General features: G+C 32.7%; 18 protein-coding genes. 10 read left to right on the forward strand and 8 right to left on the reverse strand.

Translation table 11 applies throughout. The features are described 5' to 3' along the window. The first annotated feature begins 60 nt into the window (after positions 1–60). Positions 61–441 carry a PH domain-containing protein gene (locus tag EG814_RS14770; protein WP_125722664.1) on the forward strand — a complete coding sequence of 127 codons (381 nt, stop codon included), beginning with the start codon at positions 61–63 and terminating at the stop codon, positions 439–441. A 57-nt stretch (positions 442–498) separates the two neighbouring features. Here the strand turns inward: EG814_RS14770 and EG814_RS14775 are convergent, their stop codons facing one another. Beyond that, entirely contained in the window at positions 499–1,380 is an 882-nt protein-coding gene (locus EG814_RS14775; protein WP_125722665.1) for a M48 family metalloprotease, read from the reverse strand. 326 nt (positions 1,381–1,706) lie between these two features. Between EG814_RS14775 and lipA the strand changes: the two genes are divergently transcribed. The 3 genes from lipA (at position 1,707) to EG814_RS14790 (ending at position 5,841) form a co-directional block, all read left to right on the forward strand. Next, positions 1,707–2,573 (forward strand): lipoyl synthase, encoded by an 867-nt coding sequence (gene lipA, locus EG814_RS14780; RefSeq protein ID WP_125722666.1) that lies wholly within the window; start codon positions 1,707–1,709, stop codon positions 2,571–2,573. Between the two features lie 74 nt (positions 2,574–2,647). Further along, positions 2,648–3,646, forward strand: coding sequence for a type I glyceraldehyde-3-phosphate dehydrogenase (gene gap / locus EG814_RS14785; protein ID WP_125722667.1), 999 nt, complete (start codon positions 2,648–2,650; stop codon positions 3,644–3,646). Positions 3,647–3,672: 26 nt separating this feature from the next. Beyond that, complete coding sequence (locus EG814_RS14790; protein ID WP_125722668.1) at positions 3,673–5,841, forward strand: tetratricopeptide repeat-containing hybrid sensor histidine kinase/response regulator; 2,169 nt, start codon at positions 3,673–3,675, stop codon at positions 5,839–5,841. A 15-nt stretch (positions 5,842–5,856) separates the two neighbouring features. Here the strand turns inward: EG814_RS14790 and lpxK are convergent, their stop codons facing one another. Genes lpxK through EG814_RS14805 form a run of 3 tightly spaced genes read right to left on the reverse strand, consistent with a single transcriptional unit; the run spans position 5,857 to position 7,380 of the window. Continuing rightward, on the reverse strand, positions 5,857–6,879 hold the full coding sequence (gene lpxK, locus EG814_RS14795; protein WP_125722669.1) for a tetraacyldisaccharide 4'-kinase: 1,023 nt from the start codon (positions 6,877–6,879) through the stop codon (positions 5,857–5,859). Positions 6,880–6,883: 4 nt separating this feature from the next. Continuing rightward, positions 6,884–7,165, reverse strand: a complete 282-nt coding sequence (locus EG814_RS14800) for a Txe/YoeB family addiction module toxin (RefSeq protein ID WP_125722670.1) — start codon at positions 7,163–7,165, stop codon at positions 6,884–6,886. Then, a complete protein-coding gene (locus EG814_RS14805; protein WP_125722671.1) occupies positions 7,141–7,380 on the reverse strand; it encodes a DUF2683 family protein in 240 nt (79 codons plus the stop codon). The genes EG814_RS14800 and EG814_RS14805 overlap by 25 nt, the downstream gene beginning before the upstream one ends. Positions 7,381–7,534: 154 nt before the next feature. On the opposite strand from EG814_RS14805, the gene EG814_RS14810 reads away from it, so the two are divergent. From EG814_RS14810 to EG814_RS14820, 3 genes are all read left to right on the forward strand, one after another. Next, on the forward strand, positions 7,535–8,629 hold the full coding sequence (locus tag EG814_RS14810; RefSeq protein ID WP_125722672.1) for a Nif3-like dinuclear metal center hexameric protein: 1,095 nt from the start codon (positions 7,535–7,537) through the stop codon (positions 8,627–8,629). Between the two features lie 3 nt (positions 8,630–8,632). Beyond that, entirely contained in the window at positions 8,633–9,412 is a 780-nt protein-coding gene (locus EG814_RS14815; RefSeq protein WP_091496387.1) for a zinc ribbon domain-containing protein, read from the forward strand. Between the two features lie 157 nt (positions 9,413–9,569). Beyond that, positions 9,570–10,433, forward strand: a complete 864-nt coding sequence (locus tag EG814_RS14820; protein ID WP_125722673.1) for an alpha/beta fold hydrolase — start codon at positions 9,570–9,572, stop codon at positions 10,431–10,433. Positions 10,434–10,576: 143 nt separating this feature from the next. Here the strand turns inward: EG814_RS14820 and EG814_RS14825 are convergent, their stop codons facing one another. Beyond that, complete coding sequence (locus EG814_RS14825) at positions 10,577–11,275, reverse strand: ArsR/SmtB family transcription factor (RefSeq protein WP_125722674.1); 699 nt, start codon at positions 11,273–11,275, stop codon at positions 10,577–10,579. Positions 11,276–11,352: 77 nt separating this feature from the next. Here EG814_RS14825 and EG814_RS14830 point away from each other — a divergent pair, with 77 nt between their 5' ends. From EG814_RS14830 to rluF, 3 genes are all read left to right on the forward strand, one after another. Next, positions 11,353–12,498, forward strand: coding sequence for a cytochrome P450 (locus EG814_RS14830; protein WP_125722675.1), 1,146 nt, complete (start codon positions 11,353–11,355; stop codon positions 12,496–12,498). Between the two features lie 12 nt (positions 12,499–12,510). Continuing rightward, positions 12,511–12,855 carry an antibiotic biosynthesis monooxygenase family protein gene (locus EG814_RS14835; RefSeq protein ID WP_125722676.1) on the forward strand — a complete coding sequence of 115 codons (345 nt, stop codon included), beginning with the start codon at positions 12,511–12,513 and terminating at the stop codon, positions 12,853–12,855. Positions 12,856–12,940: 85 nt separating this feature from the next. Beyond that, complete coding sequence (gene rluF / locus EG814_RS14840) at positions 12,941–13,774, forward strand: 23S rRNA pseudouridine(2604) synthase RluF (protein ID WP_125722677.1); 834 nt, start codon at positions 12,941–12,943, stop codon at positions 13,772–13,774. 45 nt (positions 13,775–13,819) lie between these two features. On the opposite strand, the gene EG814_RS14845 is transcribed toward rluF, so the two are convergent. From EG814_RS14845 to EG814_RS14855, 3 genes are read right to left on the reverse strand one after another with little or no spacing between them, the layout of a single operon-like run. Next, a complete protein-coding gene (locus EG814_RS14845) occupies positions 13,820–15,220 on the reverse strand; it encodes a DUF4153 domain-containing protein (protein ID WP_125722678.1) in 1,401 nt (466 codons plus the stop codon). A 59-nt stretch (positions 15,221–15,279) separates the two neighbouring features. Further along, entirely contained in the window at positions 15,280–15,570 is a 291-nt protein-coding gene (locus EG814_RS14850; RefSeq protein ID WP_125722679.1) for a winged helix-turn-helix domain-containing protein, read from the reverse strand. A gap of 4 nt (positions 15,571–15,574) precedes the next feature. After that, on the reverse strand, positions 15,575–16,189 hold the full coding sequence (locus EG814_RS14855; protein ID WP_125722680.1) for a hypothetical protein: 615 nt from the start codon (positions 16,187–16,189) through the stop codon (positions 15,575–15,577). Between the last annotated feature and the right edge of the window lie 550 nt (positions 16,190–16,739).

The following is a 16,739-nucleotide window of genomic DNA, read 5'->3' on the forward strand; positions in this document are numbered from 1 at the left end:
AAAATCCACTACATTTACTCTTTCAAAACGGAATCATTTTAACTAATTAAAAACAAAATAATGGGAATATTTTCAGCTATTCTTGGCAATGCAGGTTCTGTGAGCCAGGAAGATTTAATTAAGAAATACGGACAGCTTTTGACAACAAATGAAGAAATCGAAATGGGTTTTAAACTTATTCGCGACACTTTCATTTTTACAAACAAAAGATTAATCTTAGTTGATGTACAAGGAATTACAGGCAGTAAAACCGAATACAAATCTATTGCCTACAAAAACATTACTAGATTTAGTGTAGAAACTGCTGGTACTTTTGATCTGGATGCCGAATTAAAAATTTGGGTTTCTAGCGAACAGCAACCAAGCATTGTAAAACAATTCAATAAATCGGTGAATGTTTACGAAGTGCAAAAGATTCTTGCTTTTCATGTATTAGGATAAAAAAAATAAGCCCAGCAAATTTAGAACTTGCTGGGCTTTCTATTTATAGAAAAGTTTTTATTTCTTTTTTGTTGTTTTCTTAGTTGTCGTTTTTTTGGTTGTTGTCGCTTTTTTAGTTGTAGTTACTGGAGCAGTATTTACAATTTTCTGCTGCACGTAAGGCTTGTACAAACCGTCTTTTTCTGCTCTTTTTTTCGTATCGTCTGCTCTTTTCTTAGAATCTGGGTGCGAACTCATCATCTGGTCAATAAATGAAGCTTCAGATCCTTCGCTCATTTTTGCTAAGATTCTAAAAGCAGATTCTTCAGCATTTACATCGTAGCCATTTTTCTTCATGAAATTGTAAGCAAACAAATCTGCTTCTGATTCTTGTTTACGGCTGTATTTGCTGTCAATAATCGCACTTCCGATTTTTCCAAGCTGGCTGTCTGTAACAGATGCCACAGTCGCCGATTGAGAAGCTACACCATCCATTAAAGCTTCCTTTTGGTAAGCTGCACGAATAGCATCTCTAGAATCGTTATTGGCTACGTGTCCAATCTCATGTCCGATTACAGCAATTAATTCATTATCATCCATAATATCCATTAATCCAGAATATACTCGAACACTTCCGTCTGCCGTTGCAAAAGCATTTACTTCTTTCAATTTATATACTTTATAATTCAGCGTAAATCCGTCTCCAGATGCATGTTTTCCAAAAACACGATTTAATCTTATAGCATAACCATCAGTTGGCCCAGCAATTTCGTGCTCTGCATCCAATTTATCAACCGCTTCCTTAGATAGTTTTGCTGCATCGGCATTACTAAAAGTAAAACCGCTAACCCCTTTTTGAACTGCTCCAATTGCTTTATCACCAAAATTAATTTGTGCATTTGCTTTTGTAAAACCAAAAGCAGCCAATAAAACTCCCAATACAATAAATTTCTTTTTCATCTTTACTTTTATTAATTTAATAACAAATCTACTACAAAAACAACTTCTATTTCTATAATGAATCTAGTTTTTTAAACAATTAAAGTTATAAATTTTAAAGAACTAAAACACAACTCATTGCGATAATTATAGCATAATTTAATTTAGATAAATAGAAAAACACTTTTATAATAACAAAGAATGATTTAATACAAACATTTAACTGTTTTGTTGTAATTAAACAAAGTATACTTCTACTGTTTTTTAGCACTTAAATGCTAAATTAAACCTTAAACAAATCTTCAAATAAACTACATTCCGTATCTTTGTACTTTGAACATTGATATATGGAAACAGTCACTGAAAATATACCTGCCACAAAACCAAAGTGGTTAAAAGTAAAATTACCTATCGGACAAAAATATACTGAACTTAGAGGTTTAGTTGATAAATATAGTTTAAATACCATTTGCACTTCTGGAAGTTGCCCTAATATGGGAGAATGTTGGGGAGAAGGAACAGCTACTTTTATGATTTTAGGAAACGTTTGTACCCGTTCATGCGGTTTTTGCGGTGTAAAAACCGGAAGACCAGAAACAGTAGATTGGGACGAGCCGGAAAAAGTAGCGCGTTCTATTAAAATCATGAATATCAAACATGCTGTTATCACAAGTGTGGACAGAGATGATATTAAAGATGGCGGCTCTATCATCTGGATGGAAACCGTGAGAGCTATTAGAAGAATGAATCCTCAAACTACTCTTGAAACTTTGATCCCAGACTTTCAAGGAATTGAAAGAAATCTAGACCGTATTGTAGAAGCAAATCCTGAAGTAGTTTCTCATAATATGGAAACGGTAAGACGTTTAACTCGCGAAGTTCGTATTCAAGCTAAATATGACAGAAGCTTAGAAGTGCTTCGTTATCTAAAAGAAAAAGGAATCAACAGAACAAAGTCTGGAATTATGCTTGGTCTTGGAGAAACTGAAGAAGAAGTTTTCCAAACTATGACCGATTTGAGAAATGCAAATGTTGATGTTGTTACTGTTGGGCAATATTTGCAACCAAGTAAAAAACATCTTCCTGTAAAAGAATTTATTACGCCTGAACAATTTGCCAGATATGAAAAATTTGGTCTTGAATTAGGTTTTAGACATGTAGAAAGCGGACCTCTTGTTCGTTCTTCATACAAGGCACAAAAACATATTTTATAAAAAAGTTTAATCGTTTAATCGTTTAATTGTAAAACCGATTAAACGATTAAATAGTTAAACGAATAAACAAAAAATTGAAAACAAGAATTGCTATAAATGGATTTGGAAGAATTGGACGAAATTTATTCCGATTGCTTTTAAATCATCCTGAAATTGAAGTCGTTGCGATAAATGACATTGCAGATAACAAAACCATGTCGCATTTAATAAAATATGACAGTATTCATGGAGTTTTGAAAGCAGAAGTAAGTCATGACGAAAACAGCATCATTGTAGACGGAAAGCATTTTTTCTTTTTTCACGAAAAAAATATTTTAGACATAGACTGGAAATCGCATTCGATTGATATTGTAATCGAATCGACGGGAAAATATAAAACGCACGAAGAATTAAATGCGCATCTAGAAGCTGGAGCCAAAAAAGTAATTCTTTCAGCTCCATCTGAAGTTGACACTATAAAAACGGTAGTTCTTGGTGTAAACGAACATATTTTGGAAGGCAACGAAGATATAGTTTCAAATGCAAGCTGTACGACAAATAATGCGGCTCCGATGATTAAAATTATCGAAGAATTATGCGGAATTGAACAAGCATACATTACAACTATACATTCTTTCACAACAGACCAAAGCCTTCATGACCAGCCACATAAGGATTTGCGCCGTGCGAGAGGTGCCAGCCAGTCAATTGTTCCAACAACTACAGGCGCAGCTAAGGCATTAACAAAAATTTTTCCTAAATTGCACAATAAAATGGGTGGCTGTGGTATTAGAGTCCCAGTTCCAGACGGTTCATTAACAGACATAACCTTTAATGTAAAACGCGCAGTAAGCATTGAAGAAATAAATAAAGCATTCAAACAAGCCTCAAAAACAAATTTAAAAGGAATATTAGATTATACCGAAGATCCGATTGTCTCGGTTGATGTAATTGGCAATACACACTCTTGTTTATTTGATGCTCAGCTCACTTCGGTTATCGATAAAATGGTAAAAGTGGTAGGCTGGTACGATAACGAAATTGGCTATTCATCAAGATTGATCGATTTAATTTTACTAATAAGAAAAAAATAAGATTCATTGTAAATGCATTGCCATACATGAAATACTATCTTTTTATTGTTGTTTGTTTTTTAAACTCGTTTTTGTATTCTCAGACCAAAAAGAATACGGACAGCTTAAGCTATTATAACAAGCTGGCCAATGCTAATCTTAACAATAAAAAGTTCAATCAAGCAATTTATTACACGGAAAAGTCGATTAATTTTTGCGAAGAAAATGGTAAAAAAGAAAATCTGGCCAATCAGACTTTTAAGCTTGGTAAAATTTATTACAATCAGGGAAAGTTTGAAAATGCTTTAAAAAACTTCCACAAAACAGTTTCTTTATTCGATACCTTAAAACCTAGCTGCACAAAAGCTTTGGCTTTACATTATATCGGTGTAACTAATACCGCCAAAGGCGATTACAAAACAGCAACCGTTTATTATACAAAAGCTAAAGATTTACTAAAGGAACTGAACATTAATGATAATGCCGAAGTATTAGATTATCAAAAAGCTTTGGCTTTCAAATCCAATAAAGACCTAGAATTAGCAGCAAAAACGTTTAAGGCAATAACCAAAAAATCGGATAACACTGCAATTGCAAAAACCAAAGTAGATGCATACTACCAGCTGGGCTTAATTGAAGGACAGCTTAAAAGAAATGATTCTGCTATAATATATTTTGACAAAGCTTTAGAATACAATTCTAAAATAAATGATCTTCCAAAAAAATCGAAAATTGTTTTAGCGATAAGCCAGTACTACAAACAAAACAAAAATTACGATCTGGCGTATTCTTATTTAGACGAACATTATCAGCTGGAAAATTATCTTTTAAAATTAAAAAATGCTAAAGTTGATTTAGACGAATTTGAGAAATTCAAAAAAAATCAATCTTTAAATAATACTATTAAAAAAGAAAACGAAGAAAAATTTCAGCTTAAAACCTATCGTTATTCTAAGCTTGTAAGTATTTTGGCAATTGCCTTAATTTCGATTTTATCGCTGTTGAGTTTAGCTTTATATAAAAACAATATTATAAGAAACCAAAACAATCTACTTCTTCGGGAGAAAAACAAAGAATTGATTTTGGCTAAAAATAAAGCAGAAAAAGCATCAAAAGCGCGATCTGAATTTTTGTCGACTGTAAGCCATGAACTCCGGACGCCGCTGAATGCTATTAACGGAATTACGCATATCCTTCTCGAAGATAAGCCGAAGAAAAAACAATTAAAATACTTAGAATCTTTAAAATTCTCCGGCAACTATTTAACCACTTTTATCAATGAAATTTTAGAAATTAACAAAATCGATTCGACTAAAGTTGAAGTTGAGAATATCAGCTTTAATTTGAAAGAATTGCTTTTTAATATTCAAAGTTCATTAAAAGAACTGGCTACTGCCAACAGAAACTACTTCAACTTAGAAATAGACAAATCGATTCCTGATAATTTAATTGGAGATCCCACAAAATTGTCTCAAATCATTCTTAACTTAATCAACAATGCATTAAAATTTACCGAGAACGGACATGTAAATGTTATTGCAAAATTGTATTCGCAAGAAGGAGAAGAAGCTACGGTCTATTTTGAAATCGTTGATACTGGAATTGGAATACCAGAAGATAAACTTCAATCTGTTTTCGAGAGCTTTTCTCAAGGTTCTATAGAAGTAAACAGAAAATATGGAGGAACGGGGCTTGGTCTGACTATTGTAAAAAAATTAATCGAACTTTTAGGTGGCGAAATAAAATTAAAAAGTGAAGTGGGTAAAGGCTCTACATTTACCTTCAAGTTAAATTTTAAAATTAACAATGAACCGTTGGAAGTAATTGAAGAAGTAAAATCATATAATGAAAAACAATTGAAAAACAAATCTATTTTATTGATTGAGGACAACAAAATCAATCAAATGATTACTCGTAAAATGCTGGAAAACAAAAACATTACCTGCGAGATTGTTGATAATGGAGAAGATGCTGTTGAACTTTTAAAAATCAAGCGATTTGATATGATTCTAATGGACGTTCACCTTCCTGGAATTAACGGAACAACTGCCACTAAATTGATTCGCGAATTTGATAAAGAAACTCCTATTATCGCTTTGACCGCTATTTCGCTTGACGAAAACCGAGATATGCTTCTTTCTTTCGGAATGGATGATGTGATTACAAAACCATTTGTTCCAGACGATTTCTACACTACTATTGCTAAGTTTTTTTGATAATGTTCTGAGACACTAAGCTTCTAAGTTTTTCTTTACGTATTCTAAAATCGTTGCGTCGAAGTTTTGCTGATGATTGATAAAAGAGCTTTTTATAGGTAGATAATACAATTGATCTACCAATTCAGAATCTTTTAACCGCACATAATCTTTTTCTGTAGTAATTATTTTTCTTCCGTTGGCTTTATTTCGAATTGACTCTAAATCTGCATCAGAAAAATGATGATGATCTGGAAAAGTCATACAATCATCATTTTCATTCTGTAAATAATCAAAAAATGGTTTGGGTTTTGCAATTCCAGCCAAAAGAAGTTTTGACTCTGATTTGATTTCGCTTACTGCAATTTTTTCATTTTTACCGTAAATCACCAAATCATAATCTATAAAAGTAAAAAAGACTTGTTGTGCAGCTTTCAACTTCAATTTTGATTTAATTTGACTCTGTTCTTCCTCCGTTAAAATTTTAGGACATTTGGTAACAACCACTGTACTGGCCCTTTCTGCTCCGCTTCTACTTTCACGTAAATTTCCTGTTGGCAGCATAAAATCATCTGCATATAAATCCCCGTACGAAGTCAATAAAATATAAAAACCAGCTTTTACTTTCCTGTGCTGATAGGCATCATCGAGTAAAATAATCTCTGGTTTTTCGTTTTGCGAAAGCAATTGCTGAATTCCGTTTGTACGATTGGCATCAACTGCCACCATCACATTTGGAAATTTTTGGTAAAACTGAAAAGGCTCATCACCAAGAATTTCAGCATTCGAATTTTCATCAGCCAAAACAAAACCTTCAGATTTTCTTTTGTACCCACGGCTTAAAGTCGCAATTTTATATTTATCAGATAATAAACGAATAAGATATTCAATTTGTGGTGTTTTTCCAGTTCCGCCCACACTAAGATTCCCAACTGCAATAACCGGAATCTCAAACGAAGTCGATTTTAAAATTCCTTTATTAAAAAGAAAATTGCGAATTGAAGTAATAAATCCGTATAAAACGGCGAATGGAAAAAGTATATAGCGCAGTAATTTCATAATGTTATTTATCGGAGTAATGACCCATTGCAGAAATAACGAATACAGTTACTATATCTTCTTCAACCATATAAATAATTCGATCTTTTTGATTTATTTGTCTCGACCATAATCCTGTCAGACTATATTTTAAGGCCTCTGGCTTACCAATTCCTTCAAAAGGTTTTTCACTTAATTCTTCCAGAATTTTAGCAATTTTCTTTATACTTGCCTGATCACCTGATTTTAGATGTTTTTTCAAATGATCTTCAGCTAATTTTTCTATTTTAACCCTAAACTTCCCCATACATCTTTAGGATCTATTTCTTTATAATCACCTCGTTCTTTCGCTTTCAAAACCATTTTAACAAATTCAGGATTATACGGACTTTGCTCTTCATTAACCTGATTGTAATCATCTTCAACAATTTCAATCCCTTCAACTCCTTTAAAAAAAGCTTCAAACATAGCCATAAATGCCTTGCCTGTTTTAGTATGCTCGTTTATTTTTATTGTAGTCATGACTTATTAAATTTTATACTACAAATGTAATAAATTTGCACTAAGTATAAATTCTTTACACTTAATTGCTAATTATTTGCATTGACAGATATTAAGCAATTCTATTCCGTTCAGAAAAACTTGAAACCTTAAACTTGAAACAAACATCAAAAAAATGAAAATAAAACAAATCATCTCGGTTCTTGAAGAAATGGCTCCTTTGGCTTATGCCGAAGATTTTGATAATGTCGGACTCTTAGTCGGAAATTCTGAAACTGAAAGTACAGGGGTTTTGGTTTGCCACGATGCCTTGGAAAAGGTAATTGATGAAGCAATTTCTAAAAACTGCAATTTGGTGGTTTGCTTCCATCCTATTTTATTTTCGGGAATTAAAAAAATTACGGGTAAAAACTATGTTGAACGTGCTATCTTAAAAGCAATCAAAAATGATATTGCCATTTATGCCGTTCATACCGCACTTGACAATCATTCGAAAGGCGTTAATAAAATTTTCTGCGATGCTTTAGGATTAATCAATACTAAGGTTCTGGTTCCTAAAAATAATTTCATTCAAAAACTAGTCACTTTTACCGTTCCTGACAATGCAGACAAAGTTCGAAATGCAATGTTTGAAGCTGGAGCCGGAACCATTGGGAATTACGATAACTGTAGTTTTAATACGAAAGGATTTTTTACTTTTCAAGGAAATGAAGAAAGCAATCCGGTAATTGGCGAAAAAGGAAAACTGCATACAGGAGAAGAAATCAAGATTGAAGTGGTTTTTGAAAAACATCTTCAATCTCGCATTTTAAAAGCGCTTTTTGCGAATCATATTTACGAAGAAGTGGCTTATGAAATCTATAATTTAGAGAATCAGCATCAAAATATTGGCTTAGGAATGATCGGTGAATTTGAAAATGAAATGGATGAAAAAGATTTTCTTCATTTTGTTAAAGAAAAAATGATTTCTGACGGAATTCGTCATTCTCAATTTTTAGGAAAAAACATCAAGAAAGTTGCCGTTTTGGGTGGTTCTGGAAGTTTTGCCATAAAAAATGCAATCATAGCTGGAGCCGATGCTTTTTTGACCGCAGATTTGAAGTACCATCAATTTTATGAAGCTGAAAATAAGCTACTTTTGGCCGATATTGGTCATTTTGAGAGCGAACGCTATACAAAAAATTATATTGTTGATTATCTTCGAAAAAAAATTCTTAATTTTGCAATCATTTTATCGGAAGAAAATACAAATCCAGTTAAGTACTTATAGAATATGACGAATACGAAAGAATTAAGTGTTGAGGACAAGTTAAGAGCAATATACGATTTACAGCTTATTGACTCTAGAATTGACGAAATCAGAAACGTTAGAGGAGAACTTCCTTTAGAGGTTGAAGATTTGGAAGATGAAGTTGCAGGTTTGAGCACTCGTTCAGAGAAACTGAAAGGTGAACTTGAAGTGATTGAAGAGCAAATAAAAGCAAAGAAAATTGCTATTGAGGAGCATAAAGAGGTTATCAAGAAGTACACAAAACAACAAGAATCTGTTCGTAACAACAGAGAATTTAATTCTTTGACAAAAGAAGTTGAATTTCAAGAATTAGAAATTCAATTGGCTGAAAAGCAAATCAAAGAAATGAAAGCTTCTATCGAGCATAAAAAAGAAGTTATTTCTAATTTAAAAGAAAAACTTGATGCTAAAAGCTCTCATTTAAAACATAAAAAATCTGAATTAGATGCTATTATGGCTGAAACTCAGAAAGAAGAAACTTTCTTAACTGAGAAATCTGCTGAATATGCTGCACAAATCGAAGACAGATTATTGGCTGCTTACAACAGAATCAGAAGCAGTGTTCGTAATGGTTTAGCTGTAGTTTCTATCGAAAGAGGAGCTTCTGCAGGATCTTTCTTTACAATTCCACCACAAACTCAGGTTGAAATTGCTTCAAGAAAGAAAATCATCACAGATGAGCACTCTGGAAGAATCTTAGTTGATACGCAATTAGCTGAAGAAGAAAAAGAAAAAATGGAACAATTGTTCGCAAAATTCTAAATATCAAATCCCGATTTTTAATCGGGATTTTTTTTGCCTTTTTCTGCCACAGATTAAAATGATTAGAAAAGATTTTCACCATAAGAATGATTAAATCTGTGTTAATCTTTTTAATCTGTGGCAAAACTTTTTTTTACCTTTAGAAAAAAAATAAGTTTTGAAAATTAAAAAAGGAATTCGTTTTATCACTTTAAAATCGGTTGGGTCGTATATTAACTTTTTGAGTTATGTACGCCCGCAAAAGGCAATGGAGCTTTCGTATGCCCTTTTTAGTCAGCCAAGAATTGGAAGATTAAAAAAAGAAACACTTCCAAAAATTCTAAAAAATACCGAAACAGAAATTTTTCATCATGACGAACATCATTTTCAAACTTATATCTGGAAAGGAAACGAAACTAAAATACTTTTAGTTCACGGTTGGGAAAGCAATGCTGCACGCTGGAAGAAAACATTGCCACATCTTCAAAAATCAGGAAGCACCATTATTGCTCTTGACGCACCAGCACACGGGCAAAGTAGCGGAAAAGAATTTAACGTTCCTCTTTATGCTGAATTTATTAATAAAGCAGTAGAAAAATACCAGCCAGAAATTATTATTGGCCATTCTATTGGTGGTGCGGCTTGCGTTTACCATCAACATTTATTTCCAAATACCAGTATTAATAAAATGGTAATTCTGGGCGCTCCATCTGACTTAAAAACTTTGATTGACAATTACGTTTCGATGTTGAGTTTGAATAAAAGAATGCTTCCTCTTTTAGAAAATAAATTTATAAATCGTTTTAATTTTAAACTGGAAGATTTTTCGGGACAGAGATTCGCCTCAGAATTCAATATTCCAGGGTTCATCGCTCACGATACTTCTGATAAAATTGTGGCTTTCGCCGAAGGGCAAAAAATCGCCAGCAATTGGAAAAACAGCCAGTTTGTAGAAACAAGCGGTTTAGGTCACGGCATGCATGATGACGAATTGTATGATAAAGTGATTGAGTTTTTGTTTTCTTCTGAAGGGACAAAGTAACAGAGAGGCAAAGTTGCAAAGTTTTTTTGAACTTAAGAAAAAACGTTTCACTTATGATTAATTCACATAGCTATGTGTGAGAAACTAGTTTCTTTCAATTACCTTTTTAAGCAAGAAAAACCTATGTTTCTATGTGTTAAAAATTACTTCTTTTCAATTACACACAACGGATTAATTTTAAAATATCGGAAAAGCTCTTTTTCACCTTTTCCTGTAATTTGAATTGCTCTCGAATCTTTTGTTTTTCTTAGCCAGTCTTCTGTAATCATTTTATTTAATAATGATGCTCCGACCGAGCCGGCAATATGATTTTTTCTTTCGCTCCAATCTAAACAAGGTTTTAAGAACAATCGCTTTTGTTTTTTGAGTTCTTCTAAATTTATTCCAAAATCGGCAAACCACTTTGTTCCTTCTGAACTTATTTCAAATTTTTCATTTAAATCAATTATTATTTTTTGTTGTAAAAGACTTTCTGCAACAGCAACACCAATTTTTCCTGCCAAATGATCATAGCAAGTTCGGCAATGTTTTATGGGTGAATGTTTTTCTGTTTTTTCTTTTTGAAGCTTTTTTGGCGGAATCAAACTTCCTAAAGCTTCAATGGCATACGCAACTTCTTTGTTTGCAAAACGATAATATTTATGACGTCCTTGCTTTTCTACCGCAAGCAGACCAGCCTCTAAAAGTTTAGCCAAATGCATACTCATATTTTGTGCTGAAGTATTTACGGCTATTGACAATTCTGTTGCCGTAAAAGCTTTTCCATCAAGTAATGTCCACATGATTTGAGCTCTGGTCGGATCGCCTATTAAAGATGCTGTTTTTATAAATTGATCTTCCATTTTAAGTAATCAATAGTTAAATACAAACTGAAGTGTTGCGATGTAAAGTTAAATAACTTTGCTAAAAATAATAGATCATGACAACCTTATTTCTGCAATCTGAAATTAAAAATCCTTATCTTTTTTATGATAAAATGATAGCCAAAAATCCAGTTTTTTGGGACGAAAACAGTAAAATCTGGGCCGTTTATTCTTATGAATATTGTGCCGAAATTTTAAAAAACGAAAATGCTCATATTCCTAAACTCCCTTTTAACCCGAATCTTAATCGTTATGCTTTAGAGATCATTGACAATTTAGCTCGATTATCAAATGGCGTTCAGCATCAAATTACTAGAGAAACAACAAACACTCTTTTTTCATACATGAAAAATGTTGGTGTAGATTCCATTTTAAAAGAATTGATTAACAATGAAATCAATCAAAACCAAATAAATTGGGTTGATTCGGTTTGTAAAAAACTACCCATTCTAACTGTTTTAAAAAGTTTTGATTTTAATGAAAATGACTGCATTTTTATTTTAGAGAAAATAGAATCTTTCACTAAAATAATGCTTCCGCAGAAAACAGAAGAACAGATTAAATTTATCAATGAACATGCAGAGGAATTTTATTTAAAAGTTGAAAAACATATTTCGACATTAGAATTTTATGAAACTTTAATATTTAAAATTGCCGAAAAACATAATATTAAAAAAGAGGAAATTATTCCGATTGCCGTGAGCAATTTAATTGGATTATGTATTCAAAGTTTTGATGCCGGAAGAGGGCTTTTAAGCAATTCGCTGCTTCAGATTCTTCAAAATAAAAATGTTAAAGACAAAACTGAGATAGAAAAATCTGTTATAGAAACTTTACGATTTGATCCGCCCATTCATAATACACGAAGAATAGCGACGGAAGATTTTGTTATCGACGAAAGCCTGATTCAAAAAGGCAATGCTATTTTAGTCGTTCTTGCATCGGCTAATCGGGATGCTGAAAAATTCGAAAATGCACCGAATTTTGATCCTCATAGAAAAAACAATCATGAGAATTTAACTTTTGGAATGGGTGGTCACGAATGTCTGGCTAAATATTTCTCGATACATTTAACGACTGAAACTTTATGGTTTTTATTCACAAACTATAAAACCATTTCGCTTTTAGAAAATAATATTCAATACGAACCTTTAATAAATGCCAGATTGCCTAAAAATATCTGGATTTCAATTTACAATTAAAAATATAAAAATATGATCGCAGTAATTTTTGAAGTCATTCCAAACGAAGGAAAAAAAGAAGAATATCTGGATATTGCAGCCAGTCTAAAACCCGAATTAAGCCATATTGACGGATTTATTTCTATTGAACGTTTTCAGAGTTTGGCTGATCCTGGCAAAGTTTTGTCTCTTTCTTTCTGGCGAGATGAAGAAAGCATTCAGCAATGGCGAAATCTGGAAATGCATCGTCATGCGCAGGCAAAGGGCAGAAATGAAGTTTTTAAAGACTATCATTTGCGAATTGCAACTGTAGTTCGCGATTATGGAATGTTTGAGCGAAAAGAAACTCCTGAAGACAGCAAGGAATATCATTCTTAAAAGTTGCAAAAGTTCAGAGGTTCAAAGGGACAAAGCTTTTTGAGAATCTAAAATCTAAAATCATTTTTTTGACTACTTTTGCAGTATGGAAGAAAATTTAAAACGTCTTAATAAATTTATTGGAGAAACGGGTTATTGTTCTCGCCGTGAAGCCGATAAATTGATTGAAGAAGGACGCGTGACAATAAATGGTGCTGTGGCCGAAATGGGAACTAAAGTTTCGCCCGATGATGAAGTACGCATAAATGGTAAACTCATTGTTGAAAAAAACGAAAAGATGGTTTATCTGGCTTTCAACAAACCTGTCGGAATTGAATGCACCACTAATCTTGAAGTTAAAAACAATATTGTTGATTATATCAATTATCCGAAACGAATTTTCCCAATCGGAAGATTGGATAAAGCCAGTGAAGGATTGATTTTTATGACGAATGATGGAGATATTGTAAATAAGATTCTTCGAGCGCGAAATAACCACGAGAAAGAATATACGGTTACGGTAAACAAACCCATTACAGAACGTTTTATTCAAAGAATGGGAAATGGAGTTCCGATTCTGGATACGGTTACTAAAAAGTGTAAAGTAGAGCAGATTAGTAAATTTACTTTTAAAATCATTCTAACGCAGGGATTAAACCGCCAAATTAGAAGAATGTCTGAATATCTAGGTTACGAGGTTACAGCGCTTAAACGTATCCGAATTATTAATATTTCTTTGGATGTTCCTGTTGGCCGTTACAGAGATTTGACCGATGAAGAAATTAAAGAATTAAATCAGTTGATTGAGCCTTCAAGTAAAACGGAAGAAGCAAGTTTTCCTAAAGTTGAAGCTCCAACTTCTGCTTCCACTCCAACTCGAAGAAAAGCATTTATATCCAAACATGATCCTCGATTTAAAAAAAGAGGCGATAATAAATAAGTAGAAATCCCATTCAATTAAATGAATGGGATTCTTGTTTTAAGACTATTTTTTTTTATCCAAAAACTCATAATACAACGCTTTTGATAAAAAGTTTTCGTTCTGATAATTTGAAATTAATTTTTCTCTCATTTCTTCATTATATCCTCCACTCAAATTGTTCTTTAGAAAATATGCTCTTCGAGCTTCATCATTAAAATTCAAGCCACTTAAAAAAGTTGGCTCTAGACCTTTGTTTACCGAAATATTGTAATTCGTTACTAGATTTCCCCAATTTACATAACTGCATAAAAGAACTGTTCCGTAAAAATACCAGACCATTTGGTTGACTAAATACGCATTTGTTTTTTGTTTCTTTATTTTTAAAAAAGTATAAACCAACCCAATAAGCGAAAGAATTAGGAAAGCATAAACTCCTAAACGTTTATAGGTCAAGCCAAAAGAAGAAATATACTCTGAGTTTTTAACGAATGTGCTTAAGATCAAAATACCGTTTAGAAAGATCCAGATTTTAGCCAAAGTTTTAAGAAAAGTGGCATTTTTATCGAAATTAAATCCTCCTTTGAAATAAAATAAAATTACGCCTACTGCCATCAAAATTGAAAAAATAACTGAATTTACTCTTTCATGTGTTGCTGCACTTAACTCTGACATTTTTACGGCTGTGTTTTTAATTTCAAAAAACTGCTCGTAATTATATGTTCCGATGAAAACTAAAAGCATAATGTTTAAGAGAACTAAAGTGATCTCGCCACTTTTTCTTTCGAAGTCAAGATCAAGAAACGAAAAAGTGTTTTGATTTTTTATTTCTGAAATATTAGTGAATTCATTATTCAATTTCGGATTGTATTGATAACAAACATCTGGAACCCAATAATTCCAAAAACTGAACGAAATATAAAAGCCCAAAATGCACATTGCAATTAATTGCGGCATATTAATATCCAATTCATAATCGGTAAACAAAGAAGAGAAATGATCACTTCCGAAAGAATAAACAATAAAAAACAACCCGAGGAAAATTACTGGGATAATAACAAAGGCCACTAGTTTTTTAGCAAAATCATTATGGATTTTTCGCTCTGGAAGCCATTGCTTAAATATCCAAATTCTTCCTAGAGAAGTAATTCCGTTTAAGAAGATTAAAGGAAAAACTTGAATTATTTTGAGCTCTCCATCTTGTGTTTTGAATTGCAAAAACAGTATTGATAATGCTAAAGCGAAGAATGAAGCTGCATCTCCGTACCACGCAAAAGCGAAACAAGACAATATAGATGTAACCACAAGAACAAGATGTGATCGGTCGACAAACTTTTCTTGGAAGAAATAACTAATTAAAAGCGTGAGTAAAACGCCAAAAATAGAAAGATTGATCCCAATAGATTCGTTGTAAAAAAGCAGTATAAAAACCGCTGTGCAAGCAAAGATAATTTGATGTTTTTTCATGATTTTATAATTTAAAAGTACTTTGTAATTCAAAGTTTTTAGATAAAAATTTTTAGTTTTTAAGATTTCATTAATTTTTCTAGATATGATAAATGCTCTTTAAAAGCAGCGCGCCCTAAATCGGTAACCTGATAAGATGTTTTTGGCTTTTTGCCCACAAATTCTTTTTTTACTTCTATATAACTCGCTTTTTCAAGCGCTGAGGAATGACTCGCTAAATTACCATCGGTGATATTTAAAAGCGCTTTCATCTCGGTAAAATCTACCCAGTCGTTAACCATCAGAACGGACATTATACCCAGTCTGACACGGCTTTCAAAATCTTTATTTAGTTTATCAATAATTCCCATTGGGTTATTTGTATTTTTTGAACATCACTAATCCGTATACGATATGCAGGATTCCGAATCCTAAAATCCAGAAAATCAACCCATATCCGATATAAAAAAGTGAAATACATCCTAAAATCAGTTCCGAAAAACCAAGATATTTAATATCTGAAAATGTATATTTTTCTGCGTTTAAAACGGCTAATCCGTAAAATATTAATGTTGATGGCGCTACAAGACCAAAATAGCCGTGGTGCATCATTGCCAAACAGAATATCCCGCCAGCAAAAAGCGGCACTGCTAGATTGAACAGCATTTTTTTTGTTGCCGATGTCCAGATTGGCAGATTGTATTTTCGGCTTTTTCTAATGGTGAAAAAGATTCCAAATGCAAATGCAAATACTAAAATTGTGATTCCGATCCAGAATAATTCTGAAACTAAATTGGTTGTGTACAATCTATGTTCATCGTTTAGGTAATCCATACCGTTTGCTTTGAACAGCTGGTAAACATAGATTCCGCCAATTAAAGCCGAAAGACCCGCGAAAACTCCTGAAAGTCCGCTTAATGATATAAATCTTGAAGAGCGCTCCATCATGGAACGAATATGTGCTAAATCTTCTTGGTGCTTTTGATTCATAATTAAAGTACTTTGCGGTACAAAGTTATTATTTATTTTGAATTGGCAAATAAAAATTTGGATTTTTTTAATCGGAAGTTGTTGGGATGGGTTTTACCGCAGATATTCACAGAGAGATTTTCGCAGAGAAACGCAAAGATTTTTTCTTTTTTTAGTCTACAAAGAGTTCGCAGAGGTTTTACTGTAGAGACGCACTGCATTGCGTCTAACCGTTCTAATTGAAAATTTTTGGGATGGGGTTGTTACGCAAAGAAACGCAAAGATTTTTCGCAGAGATTCGCAAAGAGTTTTTCTCTTTTTGGTCTGCAAAAAGTTCACAAAGGTTTGGTCGTAGAGGCGCACCGCAGTGCGTCTATCGTTTTTGTTGAAATTGCTATTTAATTTATTTCAAGATAAAACGTAAAATTTCTATTGAAAACGACTGCGTGAGGGATAGGAGCCAATGTCATTAAGTTAAGGGATAAGAATATAAAAACCATTGGGTTATGAACCTAAATTAGGTTCTTTGTAATTGACAAAAAAAACAAACCCCAATGGTAGGAGCAAATAT

The sequence above is a fragment of the Flavobacterium ustbae genome (assembly GCF_003946915.1).
GTDB lineage: Bacteria > Bacteroidota > Bacteroidia > Flavobacteriales > Flavobacteriaceae > Flavobacterium > Flavobacterium ustbae.